Source organism: Chlorogloeopsis fritschii PCC 6912, from assembly GCF_000317285.1.
GTDB lineage: Bacteria > Cyanobacteriota > Cyanobacteriia > Cyanobacteriales > Nostocaceae > Chlorogloeopsis > Chlorogloeopsis fritschii.
Map to the genome: position 1 here is coordinate 78,269 of NZ_AJLN01000134.1, position 21,717 is coordinate 99,985.

At 42.7% G+C, this 21,717-nt stretch carries 22 protein-coding genes; 19 read left to right on the forward strand and 3 right to left on the reverse strand.

Annotated features, from left to right (window positions below):
- Nucleotides 1-46: 46 nt before the first annotated feature.
- Both rfbD and rfbC read right to left on the reverse strand, forming a co-directional pair.
- Nucleotides 47-934, reverse strand: coding sequence for a dTDP-4-dehydrorhamnose reductase (gene rfbD, locus UYC_RS0129655; RefSeq protein ID WP_016877775.1), 888 nt, complete (start codon nucleotides 932-934; stop codon nucleotides 47-49).
- A gap of 109 nt (nucleotides 935-1,043) precedes the next feature.
- Complete coding sequence (gene rfbC, locus UYC_RS0129660) at nucleotides 1,044-1,589, reverse strand: dTDP-4-dehydrorhamnose 3,5-epimerase (RefSeq protein ID WP_016877777.1); 546 nt, start codon at nucleotides 1,587-1,589, stop codon at nucleotides 1,044-1,046.
- Between the two features lie 230 nt (nucleotides 1,590-1,819).
- Between rfbC and UYC_RS0129665 the strand changes: the two genes are divergently transcribed.
- The 13 genes from UYC_RS0129665 to nfi all read left to right on the forward strand — a co-directional run bounded on the left by UYC_RS0129665 (nucleotide 1,820) and on the right by nfi (nucleotide 14,951).
- Nucleotides 1,820-3,280, forward strand: coding sequence for an anthranilate synthase component I (locus UYC_RS0129665; RefSeq protein WP_026087674.1), 1,461 nt, complete (start codon nucleotides 1,820-1,822; stop codon nucleotides 3,278-3,280).
- A gap of 299 nt (nucleotides 3,281-3,579) precedes the next feature.
- Entirely contained in the window at nucleotides 3,580-3,717 is a 138-nt protein-coding gene (locus UYC_RS39155; protein ID WP_016877779.1) for a hypothetical protein, read from the forward strand.
- Nucleotides 3,718-3,964: 247 nt separating this feature from the next.
- On the forward strand, nucleotides 3,965-4,243 hold the full coding sequence (gene pipX, locus UYC_RS0129675; protein WP_016877780.1) for a transcriptional coactivator PipX: 279 nt from the start codon (nucleotides 3,965-3,967) through the stop codon (nucleotides 4,241-4,243).
- Entirely contained in the window at nucleotides 4,240-4,911 is a 672-nt protein-coding gene (locus UYC_RS0129680; protein WP_016877781.1) for a YggS family pyridoxal phosphate-dependent enzyme, read from the forward strand. The genes pipX and UYC_RS0129680 overlap by 4 nt, the downstream gene beginning before the upstream one ends.
- A 632-nt stretch (nucleotides 4,912-5,543) precedes the next feature.
- The gene (locus UYC_RS0129685) at nucleotides 5,544-6,149 is read left to right on the forward strand and encodes a cell division protein SepF (protein WP_016877782.1); all 606 of its coding nucleotides are present in this window, start codon (nucleotides 5,544-5,546) and stop codon (nucleotides 6,147-6,149) included.
- A 79-nt stretch (nucleotides 6,150-6,228) separates the two neighbouring features.
- Nucleotides 6,229-7,041: a pyrroline-5-carboxylate reductase gene (proC, locus tag UYC_RS0129690; RefSeq protein WP_016877783.1), complete on the forward strand. Its 813-nt coding sequence runs from the start codon at nucleotides 6,229-6,231 to the stop codon at nucleotides 7,039-7,041.
- 616 nt (nucleotides 7,042-7,657) lie between these two features.
- Entirely contained in the window at nucleotides 7,658-10,333 is a 2,676-nt protein-coding gene (locus tag UYC_RS0129695) for a DEAD/DEAH box helicase (protein WP_016877784.1), read from the forward strand.
- A 222-nt stretch (nucleotides 10,334-10,555) separates the two neighbouring features.
- Complete coding sequence (locus UYC_RS0129700; protein WP_016877785.1) at nucleotides 10,556-11,272, forward strand: pirin family protein; 717 nt, start codon at nucleotides 10,556-10,558, stop codon at nucleotides 11,270-11,272.
- 411 nt (nucleotides 11,273-11,683) lie between these two features.
- Nucleotides 11,684-11,917: a Nif11-like leader peptide family RiPP precursor gene (locus UYC_RS0129705; protein ID WP_016877786.1), complete on the forward strand. Its 234-nt coding sequence runs from the start codon at nucleotides 11,684-11,686 to the stop codon at nucleotides 11,915-11,917.
- Between the two features lie 245 nt (nucleotides 11,918-12,162).
- Nucleotides 12,163-13,245, forward strand: coding sequence for a tRNA 2-selenouridine(34) synthase MnmH (gene mnmH, locus UYC_RS0129710; RefSeq protein ID WP_016877787.1), 1,083 nt, complete (start codon nucleotides 12,163-12,165; stop codon nucleotides 13,243-13,245).
- A 334-nt stretch (nucleotides 13,246-13,579) separates the two neighbouring features.
- Nucleotides 13,580-13,846: a ribbon-helix-helix domain-containing protein gene (locus UYC_RS0129715; protein WP_016877788.1), complete on the forward strand. Its 267-nt coding sequence runs from the start codon at nucleotides 13,580-13,582 to the stop codon at nucleotides 13,844-13,846.
- The gene (locus tag UYC_RS0129720; RefSeq protein ID WP_016877789.1) at nucleotides 13,843-14,268 is read left to right on the forward strand and encodes a type II toxin-antitoxin system VapC family toxin; all 426 of its coding nucleotides are present in this window, start codon (nucleotides 13,843-13,845) and stop codon (nucleotides 14,266-14,268) included. Before UYC_RS0129715 ends, UYC_RS0129720 begins: the two co-directional genes overlap by 4 nt.
- Nucleotides 14,269-14,285: 17 nt before the next feature.
- Nucleotides 14,286-14,951: a deoxyribonuclease V gene (gene nfi, locus UYC_RS0129725; RefSeq protein WP_026087676.1), complete on the forward strand. Its 666-nt coding sequence runs from the start codon at nucleotides 14,286-14,288 to the stop codon at nucleotides 14,949-14,951.
- A gap of 53 nt (nucleotides 14,952-15,004) precedes the next feature.
- Here nfi and UYC_RS0129730 read toward each other — a convergent pair whose 3' ends face one another.
- Nucleotides 15,005-15,427: a LacI family DNA-binding transcriptional regulator gene (locus tag UYC_RS0129730; RefSeq protein WP_016877791.1), complete on the reverse strand. Its 423-nt coding sequence runs from the start codon at nucleotides 15,425-15,427 to the stop codon at nucleotides 15,005-15,007.
- A 161-nt stretch (nucleotides 15,428-15,588) separates the two neighbouring features.
- Here UYC_RS0129730 and UYC_RS0129735 point away from each other — a divergent pair, with 161 nt between their 5' ends.
- From UYC_RS0129735 to UYC_RS0129755, 6 genes are all read left to right on the forward strand, one after another.
- Nucleotides 15,589-16,173: an FHA domain-containing protein gene (locus UYC_RS0129735; RefSeq protein ID WP_016877792.1), complete on the forward strand. Its 585-nt coding sequence runs from the start codon at nucleotides 15,589-15,591 to the stop codon at nucleotides 16,171-16,173.
- 132 nt (nucleotides 16,174-16,305) lie between these two features.
- Entirely contained in the window at nucleotides 16,306-18,288 is a 1,983-nt protein-coding gene (locus UYC_RS0129740; RefSeq protein ID WP_016877793.1) for an FHA domain-containing protein, read from the forward strand.
- Nucleotides 18,289-18,581: 293 nt separating this feature from the next.
- Entirely contained in the window at nucleotides 18,582-19,268 is a 687-nt protein-coding gene (locus tag UYC_RS0129745) for a GDSL-type esterase/lipase family protein (protein WP_016877794.1), read from the forward strand.
- A 36-nt stretch (nucleotides 19,269-19,304) separates the two neighbouring features.
- Nucleotides 19,305-19,739 (forward strand): hypothetical protein, encoded by a 435-nt coding sequence (locus UYC_RS0129750; protein ID WP_016877795.1) that lies wholly within the window; start codon nucleotides 19,305-19,307, stop codon nucleotides 19,737-19,739.
- A gap of 34 nt (nucleotides 19,740-19,773) precedes the next feature.
- Nucleotides 19,774-19,911, forward strand: coding sequence for a hypothetical protein (locus tag UYC_RS38320; RefSeq protein WP_157171290.1), 138 nt, complete (start codon nucleotides 19,774-19,776; stop codon nucleotides 19,909-19,911).
- A 397-nt stretch (nucleotides 19,912-20,308) separates the two neighbouring features.
- On the forward strand, nucleotides 20,309-21,517 hold the full coding sequence (locus UYC_RS0129755) for a cation:proton antiporter (RefSeq protein ID WP_016877796.1): 1,209 nt from the start codon (nucleotides 20,309-20,311) through the stop codon (nucleotides 21,515-21,517).
- Nucleotides 21,518-21,717 lie beyond the last annotated feature (200 nt).

Genomic DNA, 21,717 nt, shown 5'->3' on the forward strand with positions numbered 1-21,717 from the left:
TAGGTTGGTAGATAGTGGATAGTGGTTAATAGCTAATGGTTAATAGTTAATCGCAATTAACAATTAACTCCCCAAGCATTTTTCTAAGTCTTTGTCGCCAATGTGGTGCATGAGTTCCTAAAATTCCGGCTATTTTGGTACAAGCAAGAACAGAATAGGCAGGGCGACAAGCTGGGGTGGGATATTCGGGAGTTGTGATGGGAATAATGCGCTGAACTTTTAAGGGTAAACCAAGTTGTTGAGCTTCTTCAAAAATGGCAACAGCAAAGTCGTACCAACTGGCAACACCACTGTTGGTATAGTGATAGATACCAGAAATTTCTGAATTCAACTTGGGGATTAACTGGGCTATAGTGTCTGCAATATCTCTTGCCCAAGTGGGGCTGCCAATTTGATCGGCAACAACACGAATTTCTTCTCTTTCTCCTCCCAAACGCAGCATAGTTTTGACAAAATTACTTTTGCCAAAAGCTCCATAAACCCAAGCCGTGCGAAGGATGAGATAGCGATCGCTCTTCTGAATAACAGCTTGCTCTCCTGCTAGTTTAGTTTTACCATACACACTCAAAGGGTTAGTCGCATCAGTTTCTTGATAGGGGCGGCAATTATTGCCATCAAAAACGTAATCGGTAGATATATGAATCAGGAAAGCCCCTTGTTTTTCCGCTTCTTCTGCCAGCATCCCTGGTGCCGTCGCATTAATAGCTTGGGCTAATTCAGGTTCGCTTTCGGCTTTATCAACAGCTGTATAAGCGGCAGCGTTGACAATAATTTGGGGTTGTTTATCTCTAATTACTTGACGCAGCGTATCGGGTTGACTGAAATCTATCGTCGGTCGTGCAACCGCTACGATATTTCCATATGGTTCTAGAGTTTGCTGTAATTCTTTGCCTACTTGACCGTTGCTGCCGATGAGCAGGATCAATTTACTCATACTGTTCACTTTAAAATTTAACAGTGGCGAACTTAGTAACAATTGCAAAAGTAAAAACAAAACTTTATCGAAAGTTCATAAAAAAAAGTCACTATATAGTGTAAACAGTTCAAGTAAATACCTCAGCTTCCTGGAAAGGCTTACCTGCTTTGTCTTTTGCAGATAAGATTGGTTCTGCGGTAAGATGCCAGTCTATCGCTAAGTAGGGATCGTTCCAAAGAATGCACCTTTCATGTTGAGGGGCGTAGTAGTCTGTGGTTTTATAAAGGACTTCGGCAACTTCTGAAAGGACAACAAACCCGTGTGCAAAGCCTGGTGGTATCCAAAGTTGGTGTTTGTTCTGAGCGCTAAGTTCGCAACCCACCCATTGACCAAAAGTAGGAGAGCTTTTTCTAATATCTACCGCTACGTCAAATATACTACCAGTAATTACTCTAACTAATTTGCCTTGTGCTTGCTCGATCTGATAATGTAAACCTCGCAAAACATTTTGTTTAGAGCGAGAATGATTGTCTTGAACAAAGTTAACTATATGACCAGTTATATCAGTAAAATTTTGCCGATTATAACTTTCAAAGAAAAACCCCCGCTCATCCTGAAAGATTTTAGATTCAAGGATGAGAACGTCGGGGATTTTTGTAGGAATAACATTCATACCAATGGTAAATAACTGACTAGTGTATATATCAATATATTGCTGGTTATGAATAAACTAAATATAGGCTAAATATAAGAGTTTTATTTATTTTTTGAGACAACCCGTAGATATGAAGTTTCAAAAAAAGTGAGAATTCTGGGAAAACACTTAAAAAAAGTAATTTTAATTTTTAAGTATTTGCTCTTACTAAATCTGAGATAGATTTATAAATTTATCTAATACAAACTATGATAATGCCTTGGTATTGGCGATCGCTACCACTTGAACATCGTACTGGTTCTGATATTTTTGCGGCTCTATTTTGTAATATTTATACATCCAATATTGCAACTTTACTAGAAAGTCCTTACCCAACACCCACAGATAATCCCCAGTTAGCTAGGTACTCTATATGTGCAGGTGCTCCCAGATGTGTGAATGGACACCTCCAAATGTGGACACCACCACTGAGTGAAATTTTACCCTTCTTAGAACAGGGGATAGGGGACAGGGGACAGGGGACAGGGGGATTATTTCTTCCATCCTCTTCTTGTCTGCCCTTCACTGGTGGTTGGCTAGGTTGGCTAGGCTATGACGTTGCTTGGGAAATAGAACAGCTACCCTACACCAAATCCGATCGCTTGCCATTTCCAGTAGCTTTTTGGTATGAGCCGGAGTGTTTTGCTGTTTTAGATCACTGGGATCAAGTTTTATGGCTAGCTGCCAGTGATGAAGCTGGGCTGGATGAGTTGGAGATGAGGTTGGAGAAGGGGACAGGGGACAGGGGACAGAGAACAGGGGACAGGGGACAGGGGGATGTGATTAATAATTGCTTCCCATCTTTTTCAAGTTTCCAAACTTCTCAAGCGGAATACGAAGCAGCAGTTAACTGTGCGAAAAAATATATTCAAGCCGGGGATATCTTTCAGGCTAATCTCTCGCTCAGATTTGAAGCCCAAACAAATGCTTCCGGTTGGGAAATTTATCGCGCTTTGCAGCAGATTAATCCTTCTCCTTTCGCTTGTTATTTCAAGACGCCTTGGGGAGATATAATTAGCTGTTCACCAGAGAGATTGGTACAATCACAAAGATGTGCAGACAAGTATTTTCGCGTCTCTACTAGACCGATCGCCGGGACGCGATCGCGCGGGATCGCACCAAAACAAGATCAATTACTAGCAGCAGAATTACTCAGCAACACCAAAGAACGTGCCGAACACATCATGCTCGTAGACTTAGAGCGTAATGATTTAGGGCGGGTGTGTGAATGGGGAAGTGTCAGTGTTGACGAATTGCTGACAATTGAGCGATATAGCCATGTTATGCATCTTGTCAGCAATATCAAAGGTACTTTAAGAAGTGACCTCAATGCCGTTGATTTAATTCGCGCTATGTTTCCTGGCGGCACAATTACAGGTTGCCCAAAAGTCCGCTGCATGGAAATTATTGAAGAACTAGAACCTGTGCGCCGTAGCTTGTTCTACGGCTCCTGTGGCTATTTAGATTGGCGAGGTAACCTAGACTTAAATATCTTGATCCGGACTCTGTTACTGGCTCCCACTCCCCCTTTCAACACCGTCTGGGGACAAGTGGGAGCAGGAATTGTCGCAGACAGCGATCCCACCAGAGAATGGCATGAATCTCTGCACAAAGCCCAAGCACAACTTAACGCTCTAGCCAAGGTTTTACATCAAAAGTCTACATTCTGAGCCAATTTCTATTGTGCAACTGGTTGCGGCGAGAGTTCCCCCACCATACACCCTCATTGGGTACTGGGTATGAAAATTTCTTTATTCCTAATTCCTATCCCCTATCCCCTGTACCCTGTCCCCTATCCCCTATCCCCTGTACCCTGTCCCCTATCCCCTATCCCCTGTATCCTGTCCCCTATCCCCTGTACCCTGTCCCCTATCCCCTTTACTCGCAACTAACTCTTGACTGTTGACTGTTAGCTGTTAACTATTGAGTATGAATAAGTATAGATAACAGGAGTGATGAAAAAATATCAATGGGTAAGTTGTTTGTCAATTTGTGCAACAAAACGGCGGCAATTATGGCAGCATTGGTAGAGGGAACACCAGGAGAAGATGAGAGCGAAACAGAGGAAGAGTTGACAAATTCTGCTTCCGTATCTCTACCTCCCTAGTTTCCCCATTGTTACTTAGCCCCATCATCACAGTTTAAATTTAGCTGTGTCGGCAATTATGCCTGAGCTACTCCCATCTTCAAAACCTAATTGCCAACTACATCGACAATTTTACCAATGCCATTTTGGCGAAGTTCGGCTTTTATGCATTTTGAGCAAATATTCAAGCTCAATCCAATTTATTAGCCTCACCAATTTTGGCATTCAACTGCGAAAACATATATCTATTTTTACCTTCAAGTATTAAATGAATCCAGAAAGCTCAGAAACTTACATAAATCATCCAACTTGGGGTTTGCTCTATAGAATCTGTATGGTGGATGAACAACAGGAATTATTCACTACACTGTATGCTCAACGCCTATTTTTTTTGGTAGCAACTGATGCTAAAGGTTTAAAGTTTCAGCCAATAGGACGTACTGAGGCAAGAATGTTGTTGGAAAACCGCCTGCGGAGCTTACGCCGCACGGGACAAAGCCAGGAGTACGATCAGCTTCATAGTATTTTTCAACGCACTTTCCAATGAGCAGTTCGATTAGCGAACGTATTGCTACTGTTAAAGCACAGCTACCAACGTCAGTTCGGTTAATTGCAGTTACCAAGCAGGTACCAACTGATGCAATTCGCGCTGCCTACGCAGCCGGAATTCGAGATTTTGGTGAAAATCGCATTCAAGAAGCGATCGCCAAACAAGCTGAGTTACAAGACTTATCTGATGTTACTTGGCACTTTATCGGACATTTGCAAAGCAATAAAGCCAAAAAAGCCTTAGAAAATTTTAGCTGGCTTCACTCAGTGGACAACTTGAAGTTGGCAGGGCGCTTAAACGAATTGGCACAACAGCTAGGTGTGTCTCCTCATGTGTGCTTGCAAGTAAAAATTCTTCCCGATCCCAACAAGTCGGGTTGGAGCGTACCTCAACTTTTGACTGACTTATCAGCACTAAATCAATACAAAAATTTACAAATCCAAGGGTTAATGGCAATTCCGCCTCTGGGATTAAAGGATGTGGAGATTTTAGATGTATTCAACCGTACACGTGAACTAGCACAAGAAATCAATGAACAGAAATGGTCTCACATTCACATCCATCAACTTTCTATGGGAATGTCAGGCGACTACCAGCTAGCAGTGCAAGCAGGTGCAACGATGGTGCGCTTGGGAACTATCTTGTTTGGAGAGCGCCCTACGTAAGTACAAGGATATTAAATATACTCTCCTAGAAAAAGATAATGACAGGCGATCGCTTGTCATTTTAATGTACAAAAATTTACTCTTTTTGAGAACTATCTCTGGAAGAGGCTTTTAGCTTTACTAAAGAATAGGTAATTTAATTGGGAATTGAATCTTGCATTCACATCCCATGGCAACTGCCGTCAAATAGCGTGAAAAATCGAGTCCTAATTTTCATACTTTTATTGTAGGCAAATACCTACGTAAGTTAGTCTTATATCTTTTAGTTTACGTAAAAATATGCAAGTCTAATCGAAATTCTTGGGTTTTACTGGTTAAAGCAAAAAATCTAAAACATACTGGTAGATCCGTAAACAAATGATTATAGTATTGACAAAAGTAAACGCAACAAAAAATTAGGGGTGCCAGCAACTTTGCATACAAAAATAGTTAGGCTATAATCTTGACTCAATTGTTGCTTGCAGGCTATGTGCAGACGTTATAGGGGGCATCTGTTCATGAGCAATAGCCGTAGAATATGCTACAGACAACCATAGAATTGTAAGGCTATCCGCCCTTCTTATGGGCTTAAGGTGGTTGCATCAATTGTTGCCATATCAAAAAAGGTGATTTGCACCAGGAGCGTAAACATAATGAACAATATCTTTTCCAAACTAAGAGACTTTGTTGGACTCAATGAGTCGGTAGAATACGAGTATTATGAAGAAGAGCCTGATACAGAAACTTATCAAAATCTGTATCAAGAACAAAATCCGCAACAAGTACCCCCAGAGGCAACTCCTCCAAATCGTCGTTGGCGCGAACCTATGGCGACAATGAATCCCGATGTAGCAACAACTTCTTCAAAAACAATCAGTAATGTAATTGGTATGCCAGGTGCTCTTAATGGTATTTCAGAAGTATTAGTACTAGAACCACGTACATTTGAAGAGATGCCTCAAGCGATTCAAGCGTTGCGAGAGCGCAAATCAGTCGTCTTAAATTTGACGATTATGGATCCAGATCAGGCACAACGGGCAGTCGATTTTGTCGCAGGTGGTACTTACGCTCTCGACGGGCACCAAGAGCGCATCGGTGAAAGTATCTTTTTGTTTACACCCAGTTGCGTACAAGTGAGTACCCAGTCAGGCGTTCTACACGAAGTACCTCAACCACCGCTGCGTACTCCGCGTCCAGCCAGTGCAAGCGGAAGTGGAAATGCTGCCTGGGGAAATGAACCTAACCGCATGGCACAATAAATTAAAATTTAGTCATTAGTCATTAGTCATTAGTCTCAATCTAATGACCAATGACCAATGACCAATGACGAAAGTAATAATGACTACTAAGTTTGGCTTAATTGGTGGCGGGGTAATGGGAGAAGCGCTATTATCCCGCCTTATTGATCGAGGAATTTATCAAGCATCAGAGGTTATAGTCAGCGAGCCACAGCCCGCACGAGCGGATTTTTTAGCCCAGGAGTATAAAGTGGCTGTCACAGCTGATAACTGCCAAGCTTTCATGCAAGCAAAAGAAGTTGTCTGTTTGGCTGTCAAGCCTCAGGTATTTAGCGCGATCGCCCAAGAATTAGCAGACGCGATCGACAAAGGACATAAGCCCTTAGTCGTTTCCATTTTGGCGGGTGTACCCTTAAGCCATCTCGAAGCAGCTTTTCCCCAACTGCCAGTGATTCGAGCCATGCCCAATACCCCAGCAACGGTAGGGGCGGGCATGACTGCTATTACCCCAGGTGCTTATACCCATGCCAATCATTTACAAACAGCATGGCAATTATTTTCAGCAGTAGGCGAAGTTGTAGAAGTTCCCGAAACGCTGATGGATGCTGTGACGGGATTATCGGGAAGTGGCCCTGCTTATGTAGCATTAATGGTAGAAGCGCTTGCTGATGGCGGAGTAGCAGCAGGTTTGCCCAGAGCGATCGCCAATCAACTCGCCTTACAAACTGTACTCGGCACAGCCCAGTTACTGCACGAAACCAAACTCCATCCCGCAGAACTCAAAGATCGCGTTACCAGCCCTGGTGGTACCACTATTGCTGGCATCGCTCAATTAGAAAAAGCAGCCTTTCGTTCAGCTTTAATTGAAGCAGTCAAAGCCGCCACAGCGCGATCGCACGAATTGGGGAAGTAGGGGCTAGGGATTAGGGGCTAGGGGCTAGGGGCTAGGGGCTAGGGGCTAGGGGCACCAGGAGCAGGGGAGCACCAGGAGAACAACTAACTACTGTACGGGCGAGTTTAAAAGAGAAATTGTCGGTTTTAACCGAAAAATCATCAATAAAACCCGCACGGCAGTCGCACTCGACGCGCTTAACCCGACGCCAGTTGACGCCAGTCGCTTCAACGGGGGGAACCCTCCGAAGTCGCCTCAACGGGGGGAACCCCCGCACGGCGCTTCTCTCCGCAACGCGCTGGCTCCTTTATGCCGGGGAACCCTTACTTTCGCTTATCCACTTCGTGTCTACGGCAGTCGCTACCTTCGGAAGTCGCTTCGCGCCTACAAGTCGGCACTAGACGCGTTCGCCGTCAGGCGTTGCGTTAGCTAGCGGCTTCCCGGAGGGTAGCCGCAAGGGCGCGCTGCCTCCCCTACTAACCACTAATAAATGACTAATGACTATTTCTCATTTCATGGTAAAATCAAATATTTACTAAAACCTCTCTAGCTTGATATGTAGAAGGTGATAGTGGATGAATCCCAATCGGGGATTGAAATAATATATAGTAAACAGTCTGGTTGCAATTGTGATTGAGTGAATTATTCTGCGCTGTCTCCAGAAGTTGATCCCAGTTCTATATTTCCTTTTGAACTGGATAAATTCCAACAAGATGCGATCGCTTCCCTGAATGCTGGACGCTCTGTAGTGGTTTGTGCGCCTACAGGTTCGGGCAAAACTTTAGTGGGAGAATACGCTATCTATCGCGCCCTTGCGCGAGGAAAACGAGTTTTTTACACAACTCCTCTCAAAGCCCTCTCCAATCAAAAATTACGCGACTTTCGTGAGCAATTTGGGTTTGACTTAGTCGGACTTTTAACAGGAGACGCCTCCATCAACCGAGATGCGCCGATTTTGGTGATGACTACGGAAATTTTCCGGAATATGCTCTACGGCACGCCAATCGGGCAAGTTGGTATTTCCTTGGTAGACGTTGAGGCAGTGGTGCTAGATGAGTGCCACTATATGAATGATCGCCAACGCGGAACGGTTTGGGAAGAATCTATTATTTATTGCCCTCGTGAAGTACAACTAGTAGCCCTATCAGCCACAGTTGCCAATAGCGAGCAACTTACTGACTGGCTCAATCAAGTTCACGGCCCTACCGATCTCATTTACTCAGATTTTCGTCCTGTTCCGCTAGATTTTCACTTTGGTAATCTTAAAGGTCTATTTCCACTTTTAAATCAAGACAAAACCCAAATTAACCCTCGTCTTCTCAAAAGGGGAAAAAAGAAAGAATTTGAAAAAGGTAAAGGTAATCGCAGACCAGAAGCACCTAGTATAAATTTTATTCTCAGCCATCTCCAGGAACGGGATATGCTTCCGGCGATTTACTTTATTTTCAGTCGCCGGGGATGCGATAAAGCAGTGGCGGAAGTGGGTGAAATGTGGTTGGTGAATGAACACGAAGCCCAGCAGTTGCGGCGACAAATTGATGAATTTTTAACCCGCAACCCAGAAGCCGGGCGATCGGGACATATCGCCCCCTTGTACAGAGGTATCGCAGCACACCATGCTGGGATTTTACCTGCCTGGAAAGTGTTGGTAGAAGAACTATTTCAACAGGGGCTAATTAAAGTCGTATTTGCTACCGAGACACTAGCAGCGGGAATTAATATGCCTGCTCGAACGACAGTAATTTCCAGTATCTCCAAGCGCACTGACACCGGACACCGGATGTTGACAGCTTCCGAATTCTTACAAATGGCAGGAAGAGCCGGGCGTCGGGGTATGGATACAGTGGGTCATGTAGTAACATTGCAAACACCCTTTGAAGGAGCAGAACACGCAGCAGCTTTGGCACTCAAGAAACCAGATCCTCTAGTGAGCCATTTTACGCCCAGTTATGGCATGGTGTTGAATTTGCTGCAAATTCATACTCTTGATGAAGCCAGAGAACTAATAGAGCGCAGTTTTGGACAATATTTAGCCAATTTGCACTTAAAACCCAAGCAGCAGTACATAGAGGAACGAAAAGCAGAATTCAGCCAAATTCAGGAGCAAATTGCTGCTATTGAAGAAAGTGAAATTGCTAGCTATGAGAAATTGCGACAGCGCTTGAAAGTCGAACAAAAATTATTGAAAACACTGAAAGAACAAGCTCAACAAGCCCGACAAGAAGAATTGGCAATGATGCTGAGTTTTGCAGTTTCAGGAACATTACTGAGTCTCAAAGGTAAGAATATTACAGTATCTACTCCTGTAACAGCAGTTATAGTTGGGAAAACTCAAGGTTCCGGTCAATTTCCTTACTTAGTATGCTTAGGAACAGATAATCGTTGGTATGTGGCGACAACAGCAGATGTAGTAGATTTGTATGGAGAATTGCCCCGACTTGATGTACCTGCCAACTTGCTGCCACCTCCTGAAATGCCCTTGAAACCGGGACAATCGCGTCGCGGTAACGAAGAAACGGCAGCGATCGCCAAACAAATTCCCGAACCAAGCGAATCTTTAAATATGCCTGCGGAAGTAGCAGAACAACTGCAACGCGTTGCAGCTTTGCAAGAACAATTGGAGGCTCACCCCTTACATCAAGCAGGTAATGTAGCTACAGTATTTAAACGTAAAGCACGAGCGATCGAACTAGCAGCTGAAATCGAAGAATTACAAGCACAGGTAGAGCAACAATCTCAACGTCATTGGGAAGAGTTTCTCAACTTGATTGAAATTTTGCAGTACTTTGAATGTCTAGATAATCTTGTGCCCACACAACTAGGGCAAGTTGCAGCTGCAATTAGAGGTGAAAATGAATTGTGGCTTGGTTTAGCATTGGCTAGCGGCGAATTTGATAACCTCGATCCCCATCACTTAGCAGCAGCAGTTGCAGCTTTAGTAACAGAAACCCCACGTCCAGACAGCAAAGTACGTTTCGATGTTAGCAATGAAGTAGCAGAAGCCCTAGCAAAATTGCGAGGAATTCGCCGCAAAATGTTTCAACTGCAACGTCGATATGATGTGGCTTTACCCATCTGGCTGGAGTTTGAGCTAATTGCTCTAGTAGAAAAATGGGCGTTAGGAATGGATTGGAACGAACTTTGTGAAAATACTAGTCTGGATGATGGCGATGTAGTGCGAATTTTACGCCGGACTTTGGATTTATTATCGCAAATTCCTCACGTACCTTATCTGTCAGAAACTTTGCAGCGCAATGCTTACCGTGCCATGCAGTTAATTGATAGGTTCCCAGTCAATGAAGTAGTTGAATAATTTTGTGACATACTCAAACCAAGCAATCATTTTTGGAGAGTTGATTAAGACGTATGTAAAGGTCAAAAGTGAGTGGAAATATCTGTAATTGTCCTGTAGATTCACTTGGCAGTACCATCGTTTTTTTGAGTAAGCTCACGCGGTGCATCTGCGGCACAAAGATTTTTCCGCAAGGCTTTAAAAGCTCGTTATCACTGATGTATAAATGACGAGGATAAACGTATGGCTTTCAATACCAAAACTCACATAATTCACAATAGTAATGCACGCGGTCGTACTCAAATAGGTTGGCTCGATAGTTACCACACTTTTTCCTTCGGTGGTTTTTACGATCCAAGCCGGATGGGATTTCGTTCTCTGCGTGTAATAAATGATGACCGTGTTGCTCCTGGTGCGGGTTTTGCAACTCACGGACATAAAGATATGGAGATTTTTACTTACGTACTTGAAGGCGCTCTAGAGCACAAAGATAGCTTGGGTAACGGTTCGGTGATTCATCCGGGAGAAGCACAAATTATGAGCGCAGGCACTGGTATTTTGCACAGTGAATTTAATCCTTCTCAAACCGAATCCGTCCATTTTCTGCAAATTTGGATTCTTCCTAACCAGCAAGAACTGCAACCCAGGTACGAGCAAAAAGCTTTTCCAATCGAAGAAAGGCGTGGTAGTTTATGCTTAATTGCTGCCAAAGATGGACGCGATGGTGCAGTGAAAGTTTTTCAGGATGTTGATCTGTACACATCTGTTTTAGAACCTGGTGATGTAGTGAATTATCACCTTTTGAGCGATCGCTACGGTTGGTTACAAATTGCCCAAGGCGAAGTCAAGCTTAATGGTGAAGAACTCAAAGCCGGAGATGGAGTGCAAATGAATGGAGAAGAGCAACTCGAAATTAGCACAGATGTAGGTGCAGAAATCTTGCTATTCGATTTAGGTTAAACTTGCACAGACAATTCGAGATGCTCGCTTTACCAAAAGACTAAATCTTCAAATGTGGCAGGCACCTTGCTTGCCATTTCTGATTAAGTCAACATAAAAAACACAGATCCCCGCTTTTTCTAAAAAGTCGGGGATCTTATCTCTCTGCTCCTGAAGCTGTTCTGCCAAACTTTTGATGAAGCACCCTAAATGGTTGGGCAAAATATCTGCATCAACAGTGGAATAGCTTGAGGTAGAGACGAATCTACCTGAGAGGAGAAGTGAAAGCAGCTAAAAACCCGCTAATCTATCAACTATTCGAGGTGGACGCGCTATCAAAACCCAAATCGGAGGTAAAAATAGCAATGCGTCAAAGCTTGTGGTTTTTAATCTCAAATTCAAGAAACTAAATTTCAGAGGGAATTTATACTTATGTCTCAAGCAAGTGTGAAAGAATTTTTAGCAACTGCCAAACAAGATGAAGCAATCAGGCAACAACTCCAGTCTGCGATGACTGTTCATGGCTGCGTTAAAGTCGCTCAAGAGAGTGGCTACGACTTCACAGCCGAAGAACTACAATCTCAACTCAACGAAATGTCTGAAGAAGAGGTAGCAGAAATAGTCAATCCCGGTGTTGCTCCTCGTCGGCATATTCAACCCCAATAATCCTTTGTTGTGAATCAAGACTAATTGACGTCTTTTTTGCTCTGCGTAGCTTCTTAAGCTACTGCAAATATTCAACAAAAGTGTGGGCAAGTAAGAGGAGAAGATAAACTTTTATCTAGCGATCGCTCTTCGTCAAACCTATCAAAACTGTTTGCCCTTGCCCATTACTTGTTTAACTTCTATAAGGCATACCCTCAACCAAATAATCAGAGTGTCACAATGGAGCAAGAGAGTCGTTGATTAGTATGCCGCCTGTCATTACATACACCCAAGAGCCTTGGAAAGAAACCTACAGTGAAATTATTGATGTTCGTTCTCCTAGTGAATTTGCAGAAGACAGCATTCCTGGTGCAATAAATTTACCAGTTCTAGATGATGCCGAACGCGCCCAAGTAGGAACAATATACAAACAAGTTAACCCCTTTGAAGCTAGAAAAATCGGCGCAGCTTTGGTAGCAAAAAATATCTCTCTCCATCTCAGCCAACACTTTGCTGATAAACCAAAGAACTATCATCCCCTTGTGTATTGTTGGCGGGGCGGACAACGTTCTTTTAGTATGGCTTCGGTGCTGAATCAAATTGGCTGGCGAGTCACCCTACTCGAAGGCGGTTATAAGACTTATCGCGTCTATGTGCGCCAGCAAATAGAGCAACTGCCAGAAACATTTACCTACCAAGTATTGTGCGGTTTAACTGGTAGTGGTAAGACTCATATACTCAGGCAAATGCGCGATCGCGGCGCTCAAGTTTTAGATTTAGAAGCTTTAGCGAACCATCGCGGTTCTCTGTTGGGTGAAGAGTGGCAAGGTAAAGCTTCACCTCAACCATCACAAAAATACTTTGAAACACAGCTACTGCAACAACTACAAAGCTTTAATCCTCAGCAGCCAGTGTGGGTAGAATCAGAAAGCTTCAAAATAGGTAAACTCTATTTGCCACAGTCTTTGTGGCAGAAAATGAAACAAAGTAGCTGTGTAGAAATTTATCTGCCTATTACTGCAAGAGTGCAATTTCTCTTACAGGAATATCACCATCTAGAAAAGCATCCGGAGATTTTAAAAGCAAAGCTAGAAAAACTTAAATCTTGCTGTGGCTGGAAAAAATTAAATGAGTGGTATAAGTTAATTGATAATGACGAGCTAGGAGAATTTGTACGAGATATCCTAGAGTGTCATTACGATCCAACTTACAGTAAGTCAATCCAGCGTGACTTTAGCAAAGTTGAAAGAGTGCTATCTGTACCAGATTTATCTGATAGCAGTATCAACAATTTATTAGATAAATTATTGCCAAATAATATCTTTGAACTAACGCTAGTTTCATCATAATAAAGCAGAAGCTCCCCCAACCCCCTTACAGAGGCTTTATTCCCTCCTTTTTAAGGAGCGGGCAAGGTGGAATGCACTCCACTGTGTAGCCACTTACAAAAGGGGGCTTTATTCCCTCCTTTTTAAGGAGGGTTAGGGAGGATCAAGCCTTATCAATAAATGTATTTGGCTATATTTACCTTTAATTGGATTAAGCAGATTTCTCTAGTTCTTCGGTTTGTTCTCCTGCCGTTGAGGAATCAAAATTCTGGCTAAATTTGCGATCGCTAATCCTGACAAACTAACCTACGGGCTAATCATAATACGTTATACTTGTCATACCTGCAATACAAGTATGATAAAAGCAATGCTCACTGTCAGACTAGACGAAGAAACAGAACGGCAGCTAGCCGATATCTTGGCTCATGAGAAAACAGACAAAAGTGAGTTAATCAGACGCTTAATTGCGGAGCGCTGGCTTACCTTGCAAGCAGGAAAAACTTTGGTTGAGAGACGAGGCGGGCATCCTAAACATCTCCTGCAAGATGCACCAACCGATTTATCTGAGCGCCCGAACCGCAAACAGGCGATCGCTTCCTATCTTAAGTCGCGTCATCCATGACTTACCATCCGCTCATACTCGCAGACAGCGGGTTTTTGTTTGCGTACTACAGCGCCAGAGATAAGTATCATCAACAGATACGTAGTTTCTTTGAAAGCTGTACTTCAAAGCTGGTGACTACGCCCATCTGCATTACAGAGGTGGTGTGGTTGCTCAGTTCTGATTGGCGCACGCAAAACGAGTTTCTTCTAGACGTTGCAAAAGGACTTTACGAATGTGAACAGCTTTTGCCTCAAGACTTTTCACACATTGCCGAGCTTAATACGACCTACAGAGACTTACCAGGAGATTTTGCAGACTTATCCTTAATTGTAATTTCAGAGCGCTTGGATATCGCTGCGATCGCTACTTTGGACAGTGATTTTGATGTCTATCAGCGTTATCGTAAGAAGCCTTTCGAGCGGGTATTCTCGCCAGAGTAATGCGGGGAGGGTGTAATTTGAAAATTAATCAACGCCACAGTTGGACTTTAACAGTAGAGGAAGCTATAGCTATCCAAGAACAACTACAAGCAGAAGTTATTACCGTAGATCAACTCAAAGAACCTGTGCAGTATGTGGCTGGGGTAGATATGGGCTTTGAAGCCGATGGTACTATTAGCCGTGCCGCTGTAGCAGTACTGAGTTTTCCTGACTTGCAACTACAGGAGACGAGCATAGCACGCCGCCCAACGTCGTTTCCTTACATTCCCGGTTTCCTTTCCTTTCGCGAAATACCCGCAGTCCTTGATGCATTAGAAAAGATAAAATTAACACCAGATATAATTTTGTGTGATGGTCAAGGTATAGCTCACCCACGCAGATTTGGCATAGCTTGCCATTTAGGAGTCATCGTAGATATACCAAGTATCGGAGTAGCTAAATCATTGCTAGTCGGCAAGCACCAAGACTTGTCAGATATACGAGGAAACTGGCAACCATTAATCTATAAAGGTGAAACTGTTGGAGCAGTATTAAGAACACGTTCAGGTGTTAAGCCTGTATATATATCTAGCGGTCATCGTATCAGTTTGTCTACAGCAATTGATTACGTATTGCGCTGCACAACTAAATATCGATTGCCAGAAACTACACGGATTGCTGATAAATTGGCGTCTAATAAGTAAAGACGAGATATATCGCATCTCTACATCCGCAATATGAGCGATCGCCAATAAAATTAGTTGCAGTTATTCTTTAATGGCGCACTACTACCCCGCTTTACCAGAACAGGAGATAAAACGCGGTTTTCTACACTTTTTTCTTTTAATAAATCGAGCAACATTTGCATAGCAAAGCGTCCAATTTCTAACATTGGCTGGCTAACTGTCGTCAGAGGTGGCGTAACATAACGGGATAAAGCAATACCATCAAATCCAACCAGACTTAAATCTTGTGGTACCAAAATACCTAATTCTTGGCAAGCCAACAGAGCGCCAACTGCAACCATATCATTATAACAAAATATGCCAGTTACGCCAGCAGTAAATAGTTTAGATACCATCTGTTGCCCAGTCGCAACATCACTGCTTCTTTTATCATCTTCATCATTAATAGCAACCCAATCTGTCTTTTGTGGTAAACCAGCTTCACTAAGAGCCATTCTATATCCTTATAGCTAGCTCAACTTCTTCCAGTGTCTCGTCAGTAACTCACCGGGAATTCATTTAAATATTTTGTAAATAGTTGCTTGCACCTACCTAATCATGTTAGGAATCGCACAGGGAGAAGTTGTAGCTAACTAAGGACAACGGGGTTGGAACAATGAACGCACTAACTTTACAATGGCACGATGCTGGACAAGCCAAAACTCAAAAAATTCACGAATACCAGCCAAGTAAAAATCTTGGTACTATCCGTATAGGTCGCGACCCACTCAGGTGTGATATTGTTCTGAGTAACCCTACCGTTTCAGGTTTGCACGTAGAAATCTTTTTCAATTCCCAGCAGCAACGCTTTTTAATTAGAAATTTACGAGAACAAAACCCTCCTTTAATAGATGGGAAAAAACTGATTGAGGGTGAAATGCCTTTAGGCGAAGGTAGCACCATCTATTTAGGGCAACAGCAACTAAAGGTGATTGCTATTTCCATCCCCGCAGCTAGCAGCGTACCGCCGACAATTTTGACGCCACCTCAACCAGCAGTGCCAATAGCAAAACCACAACCCCAAGTAAATCTGGGACATCATCTACCCATACCTCCAACACCACCACAAGGAATTTATGGTTTGCAGTGTCCTAGATGTCAGAAAATTTCTTCATACAATGATTTGTTACTAGGTTGTCATCACTGCGGTCATTCTTTACAAGATGCACGAAGCGTTTTAGTGCCACCAACCAATTATTAATTTTAAAGTTATAGGAAAGAAAATAATTAATCGAAACATAATAACAAATAAGTATTTTCTTGACTTTTTTATTGGAGCTTGCTTTTCTCTCATTTATTATCTGGATAACAATTTTTCTAATTTCCAAGAATTATGAATAGTGGTTCTATAGAAATTCAATTATTTTGGCAAGAACCAGTCACGGGAGAACAACGAGAACCAAGGTTGAGAGCACCGATCGCCTTCGGTAGAGAATTTGCTAGAATGCCTGCCGAACATAAGGGACAACCCGTTACCCGCATGGTGCTCAACCATGACCAAGTTTCTCGTTTTCATGCCTTAATTGAGTGGGAACAAGGTCAATTAATGGCAACCGATCAAGGTAGTGTTAATGGCGTTTATGTGAACGGTCAACGTCACACACAAGCCATTCTTAATAATGGGGATCTTTTACAAATAGGCCCTTATGTAATTTCTATAAACTTTGCAGTTCCCACCGCACCTAGCCCACCTCCACAAGTTCCTAGCAGGAATTCTACTATTCAATTCAACCCCAATACCAACCTACCAGACCCCACCTTACCTCCACAGCAACCCGTAACACCAGTAAGTAGTAATTTTCCACCTCCGGTGTTTCAACAGCAACAAGTTTCTGTACAAGCACTTTATGCTACAGGTTTACCAGTAGATGAAACTGACTATCTAGCAGTCGGGGCTGGGTTAGGTAGTTTTGTTTGGGTAGATTTACTAAGAATAAGTGGTGTCCCAATTGACAAAATTATCGTGCTAGGTATAGATAAAGAGCCATATGCGCGTTATAAGCTTCTGTGTCAAAATTCACAGATTCCTTTACATGAAAGATTGCGCTCTAATTCTGACTCTTGTCCTGATAATATTTGGGGCTGGCCTAGTTATGCCTTGCGGGAAGCTTGGCACGACTTTACTAAAGGCAGGCTCAATAATTCTGTGAGACATCTATGGCAAGTTTTTGCTGAACCTACCTTTATCGAAACTTATACACCCCGTTCGGGAAATGTATTTGATTCTATAGACAGAGAGGCAAAGCGCATCGGCTGGGATAAGATGTATCGCTTCGGACGAGTGTTGGCGATTCGTAAAACTGATGATGGTAGGTATTGCATAGCCTATTCACGCGGACGTGGCAATCATGCTTTTTTTGTATGTCGTTATTTACACTTAGCTACTGGTTATCCGGCACTTCAATTTCTTCCCCACTTGCAAGCTTATCGGGACAAATACGGAGACTTTAAGTCGGTTGTAAATGCTTACGAAGAACACAATCATGTCTACGAGCAGCTAGAACGCCAAGGTGGCAGAATTTTGATACAAGGACGGGGAATAGTTGCTTCTCGGATTTTGCAGCGTGTTTATGAGGTAAGACAGAAGAATCCCAATATTTCTATTTTGCACTTAATGCGATCGCCTAAACCCCAAGGCAACAAATACGGCAACTCGCAGCGTTCAGTCAAACATCACATCGAATTGCAACCCTTTAACTGGCCGAAAGCCTGTTGGGGTGGGGAACTGCGAGAAATGCTAGAAAAATCAACCCCCGATGTGCGTAAAGAATTAATATCAAACAAAGTTTGGGGAGGAACTACCACTGCCGATCGCCTAGACTGGCAACGCATCACGGAAACTGGGATCGCAGAAGGTTGGTATAAAATTCAATTCGCAGTGGTGACAAGAGTAGAACAGGATGCCAGGCAGCATATCATCACTTACATTCAAGATAAAGACTTTGGCGAAATTCAACTTCCTGCTGTTGACTTTATTATTGATGCCACAGGCTTAGATGCCAAAGTCAAGGAAAGCCCTTTACTGAAGGATTTAGTCGAACATTACAATCTACCGCTCAATCCTATGCAACGTTTAGCAGTTGCCAACGATTTTGAGTTAGTAGAAATGCGGAACGACAAAGCTAAAATGTATGCCGCAGGAACTATTACCTTTGGTGGCCCCTATGCAGCAGTTGATAGCTTCTTAGGCTTGCAATATGCCGCTCTTTATGCTGTGGATAGTCTTGCTGCCGCCCGTGCGCCTAAACTGCATCGCCTAGATCCTGTAAGTTCCTTCAGACAATGGCTAAAGTGGGTGTTTAATCAATCTCCCTAACAGGTGACTGGGGACTGGGGATTAGGGGCTAGAGGCTAGGGGCTAGGGGCTAGGAAGAGGAGGGGGAGCTTCAGGGGCACCAGGTGCAGGGGGGCAACAGGGGAGAATTATTCTCCGTCCCCTTGTCCTCTTCTTCCCAATCCCCAATCACCAGTACCCAATCCCCTATTTTCCCAAGATCTGTAGTATGGAGCTGGAAAATATACTCGTTTATGGTGTAGAAATGTATAGAATTTTGTAAATAAATAAAATACTGTTTGTTTAATATGCAGACATTTTCAGTACCTACCTCAATGCAACTGTCTACAAGACCAACTGAAACTCAGCCTTTAAAGATTGTCGCACTGGGGGACAGTTTAATATACGGATTTGGCGATCCAGAAGGGGGCGGCTGGGTTGAGCGCCTGCGGCGGCAGTGGATGTCACCCGATCGCGCTGGTCATGTCCTTTATAATTTGGGTGTAAGGGGCGATCGCGTCCAGCAAGTTGCCCAAAGACTAGAAGTTGAATTTCGTCACCGGGGCGAACTCCGCAATCAAGTTCCCGACTTAATTATTCTCTCAGTCGGGGTTAACGACTCAGCCCGGCTAGGTCGTGAAAACGGACGCAATTACACAGACTTTGCCACTTTTGAAGTAGAAATCGCTTCCCTGCTAGAACAAGCACAACAACTTTGTCCAGTGCTATTTGTGGGTATGGTACCAGTTGACGAAGCAAAAATGCCATTCCTCGATTGCTTTTATTACAATCATGCCGATCAGCATCGCTACAAAGAAGCGACTCGGCTGGCTTGCCAACAACGGGGAATTCCCTATCTCGATATTTTTCAAAAATGGATGGAACGCGGAGATAATTGGCGGTTAAGGCGTTTGAGTAATGACGGGCTTCACCCAAATACAATAGGTTATCAAGCTTTGTTAGAAGATGTGATGAATTGGGATGCACTTGAAACTTTTCAGCACAAGTCCTATTCCCACTAAGCATAATCTTTTGACTTTTTGTTTTTGACTTGCTTTATGACACCCACGTTATTTGGACGCTGGCAAACTCGATTATTACTGCTTGTAACTGTAGGTGTACTGGTATCTATACCCTTTGCATTAGGTTTAGTTGGTTCCCCTCCTGGCAGTGTTTATTTCTGGATACTTGGCTATGTCGCTATCTTTGGCATAGCCTGGGATGTAGTTTATGATCGACTGCAAAAAAATCGCTGGGATAGAGACTGGCCAGCAATTTATCAACTATTAGCTGGGATTTGGGAATTTATATTTGTAGTTTGTGGAGTCAAAATTTTTGGCTTCTTGCCAATTCCTCTTCCTAAAGAAGAACTACCTACTTTTTGGGTAATTGTACATTATAGCATTGTTTGGCTAGCGGTTTTTGCTGCTTCGCAAAGTCTAATGCGGATTTTATTTCCTAAGTGGCGTTTCCGGGGCGGGCAGTGGTTGTAACTATAAGGATGAAGTACTGCAAGACTTACAAAAAATGTCTTCACCACAACCAACACCACCACCTCGGAAATTCAAGTTAATTATTGGCAGTGTAATCTTATTTTTGGGATTAAGCGGATTAGGAAGTATTGCATATATCAACGCCGCGGATATGTTCTTTACTATGATTTAAACGAAAAACAAGCAGCGATCGCAGATTATCAAAAAGCTGCCCAGTTGTATCAGGAGCAAAGAAAAACCAAAGATTATCAAAAAGCTCTCACACGCATCAGTCTGCTTCAGCAGTAGTTAGAGAGGCAGAAGTAAATTGGGCAGGGTGAGGGGGAGACAAGAAGAATTCTGCCTAAAGGAGGCGGCAGCCCACAAATCCTCGTTACCAGGTTAAACCTGGTAACGAGAAATCGGTGTCATCTGTGTTCATCTGTGTTCATCTGTGTTCGATTTTTTTGAAAATAGAATCAGTGCAAGAGCATAATTGTAAAAAATCATGAAAAATAAAATCGCCAGGTTGAAATAACGATTATGACTTGTGAAGTCTAAATTTAGCTTTTATCTTTGAGAGTTTAGCTTTGTTATCACAATTACTCGCTGTTAATACTGCTTCCGGCACCCCACTACCATTAACCGATCCAGTTTATATTTTTTGTATTTTATTGTTAGCGATCGCCACAGCACCCCTAATCGCCAAACTAATGCGTTTACCACCTTTAGTTGTACTGATTATTTTAGGTGCTATCTTAGGTTCCAATGTTCTGGGGATTCTAGCGCGAGATAGCCAATTAATTCTGTTAGAAAAAATCGGTCTGCTGTATATCATGTTGTTAGCAGGCTTACAAATGGATTTAAGTAAATTTAGGCTAGTGGGAGCGCGATCGCTGATTTTTGGATTGCTCACATTTGGCATCCCCTTAACTGTAGGCATTGTATCCGGTTATTGGCTAACAACTAGCTTTTTAGGCAGTGCACTTTTAGGAATTCTTTATTCTCCTCATACTTTGGTTTCTTATCCAATCGTGACTGTTTTGGGAATTGTGCAAAAAGAAGCTGTTGCAGTTGCGATTGGCGGCACCATTGTTACATCAATTCTCACCTTGAGTGGCTTATCAATTGTGCAAGCGATCGCAGGTGGTAACGTCGGAATTCTCCTGTGGATAAAGTTGCTGATTCTGTTACCTTTACTAGTGCTAATCTGCCTTTGGGGTATACCTAAATTTGGACGAAGTTTCATTTTCAATCAATCAATACCATCTTTGAGCAATCAATTTATCTTCATTCTCGGTAGCCTATTTTTAACAGCAAGTGCCGCACTCTTATTAGGAGTTGATTCTATTGTTGGAGCTTTTATAGCTGGATTATCTTTAAATCCTCTCATCAAGAACGAAAAATCTTTAATGGAACGGGTTGAATTTGTCGGAAATAGTATATTTATTCCTGCATTTTTAATTTCCGTAGGCATTTTATCTAACCCAAGAATTTTATTTACTCATCCAGAAAATTTAGGACTTGCCCTTGTAGTGGTAACAGGAGCAGTAGGTGGTAAATTTCTTGCAGCTTGGGTTGCTGGGCTTGTATTTAGATACTCGTTTGCAGAGGTAATGACAATCTTAGGCTTAACAATGTCTCGTGCAGCTTTAGTATTGGTAATAGCTCTGTATGGTAAACAGGAAGGATTACTAAATGAAGGTTTATTTAATGCCATCATTTTTTATATTTTAATTACTTGCTTGATAGGCCCTTTATTGACAAATACTTTTGGCAATAAAGTTGCAGGCAAGTAATACAATTTTGGATTTATATTTTGGATTAAAATTATTTATTAATGGGCTATTTCAGAATTTGAAAACAAAACTCCCACGTACCAAGTTGGGGTCAGAAAATGAAATATCGTTGTCAGTATATTTTGCTTAAGTCGGTGGACATAATTCAATGTAAAATGCCACTTATAGACAGCAGACATAAACAGTCTTTTACCTTTTGT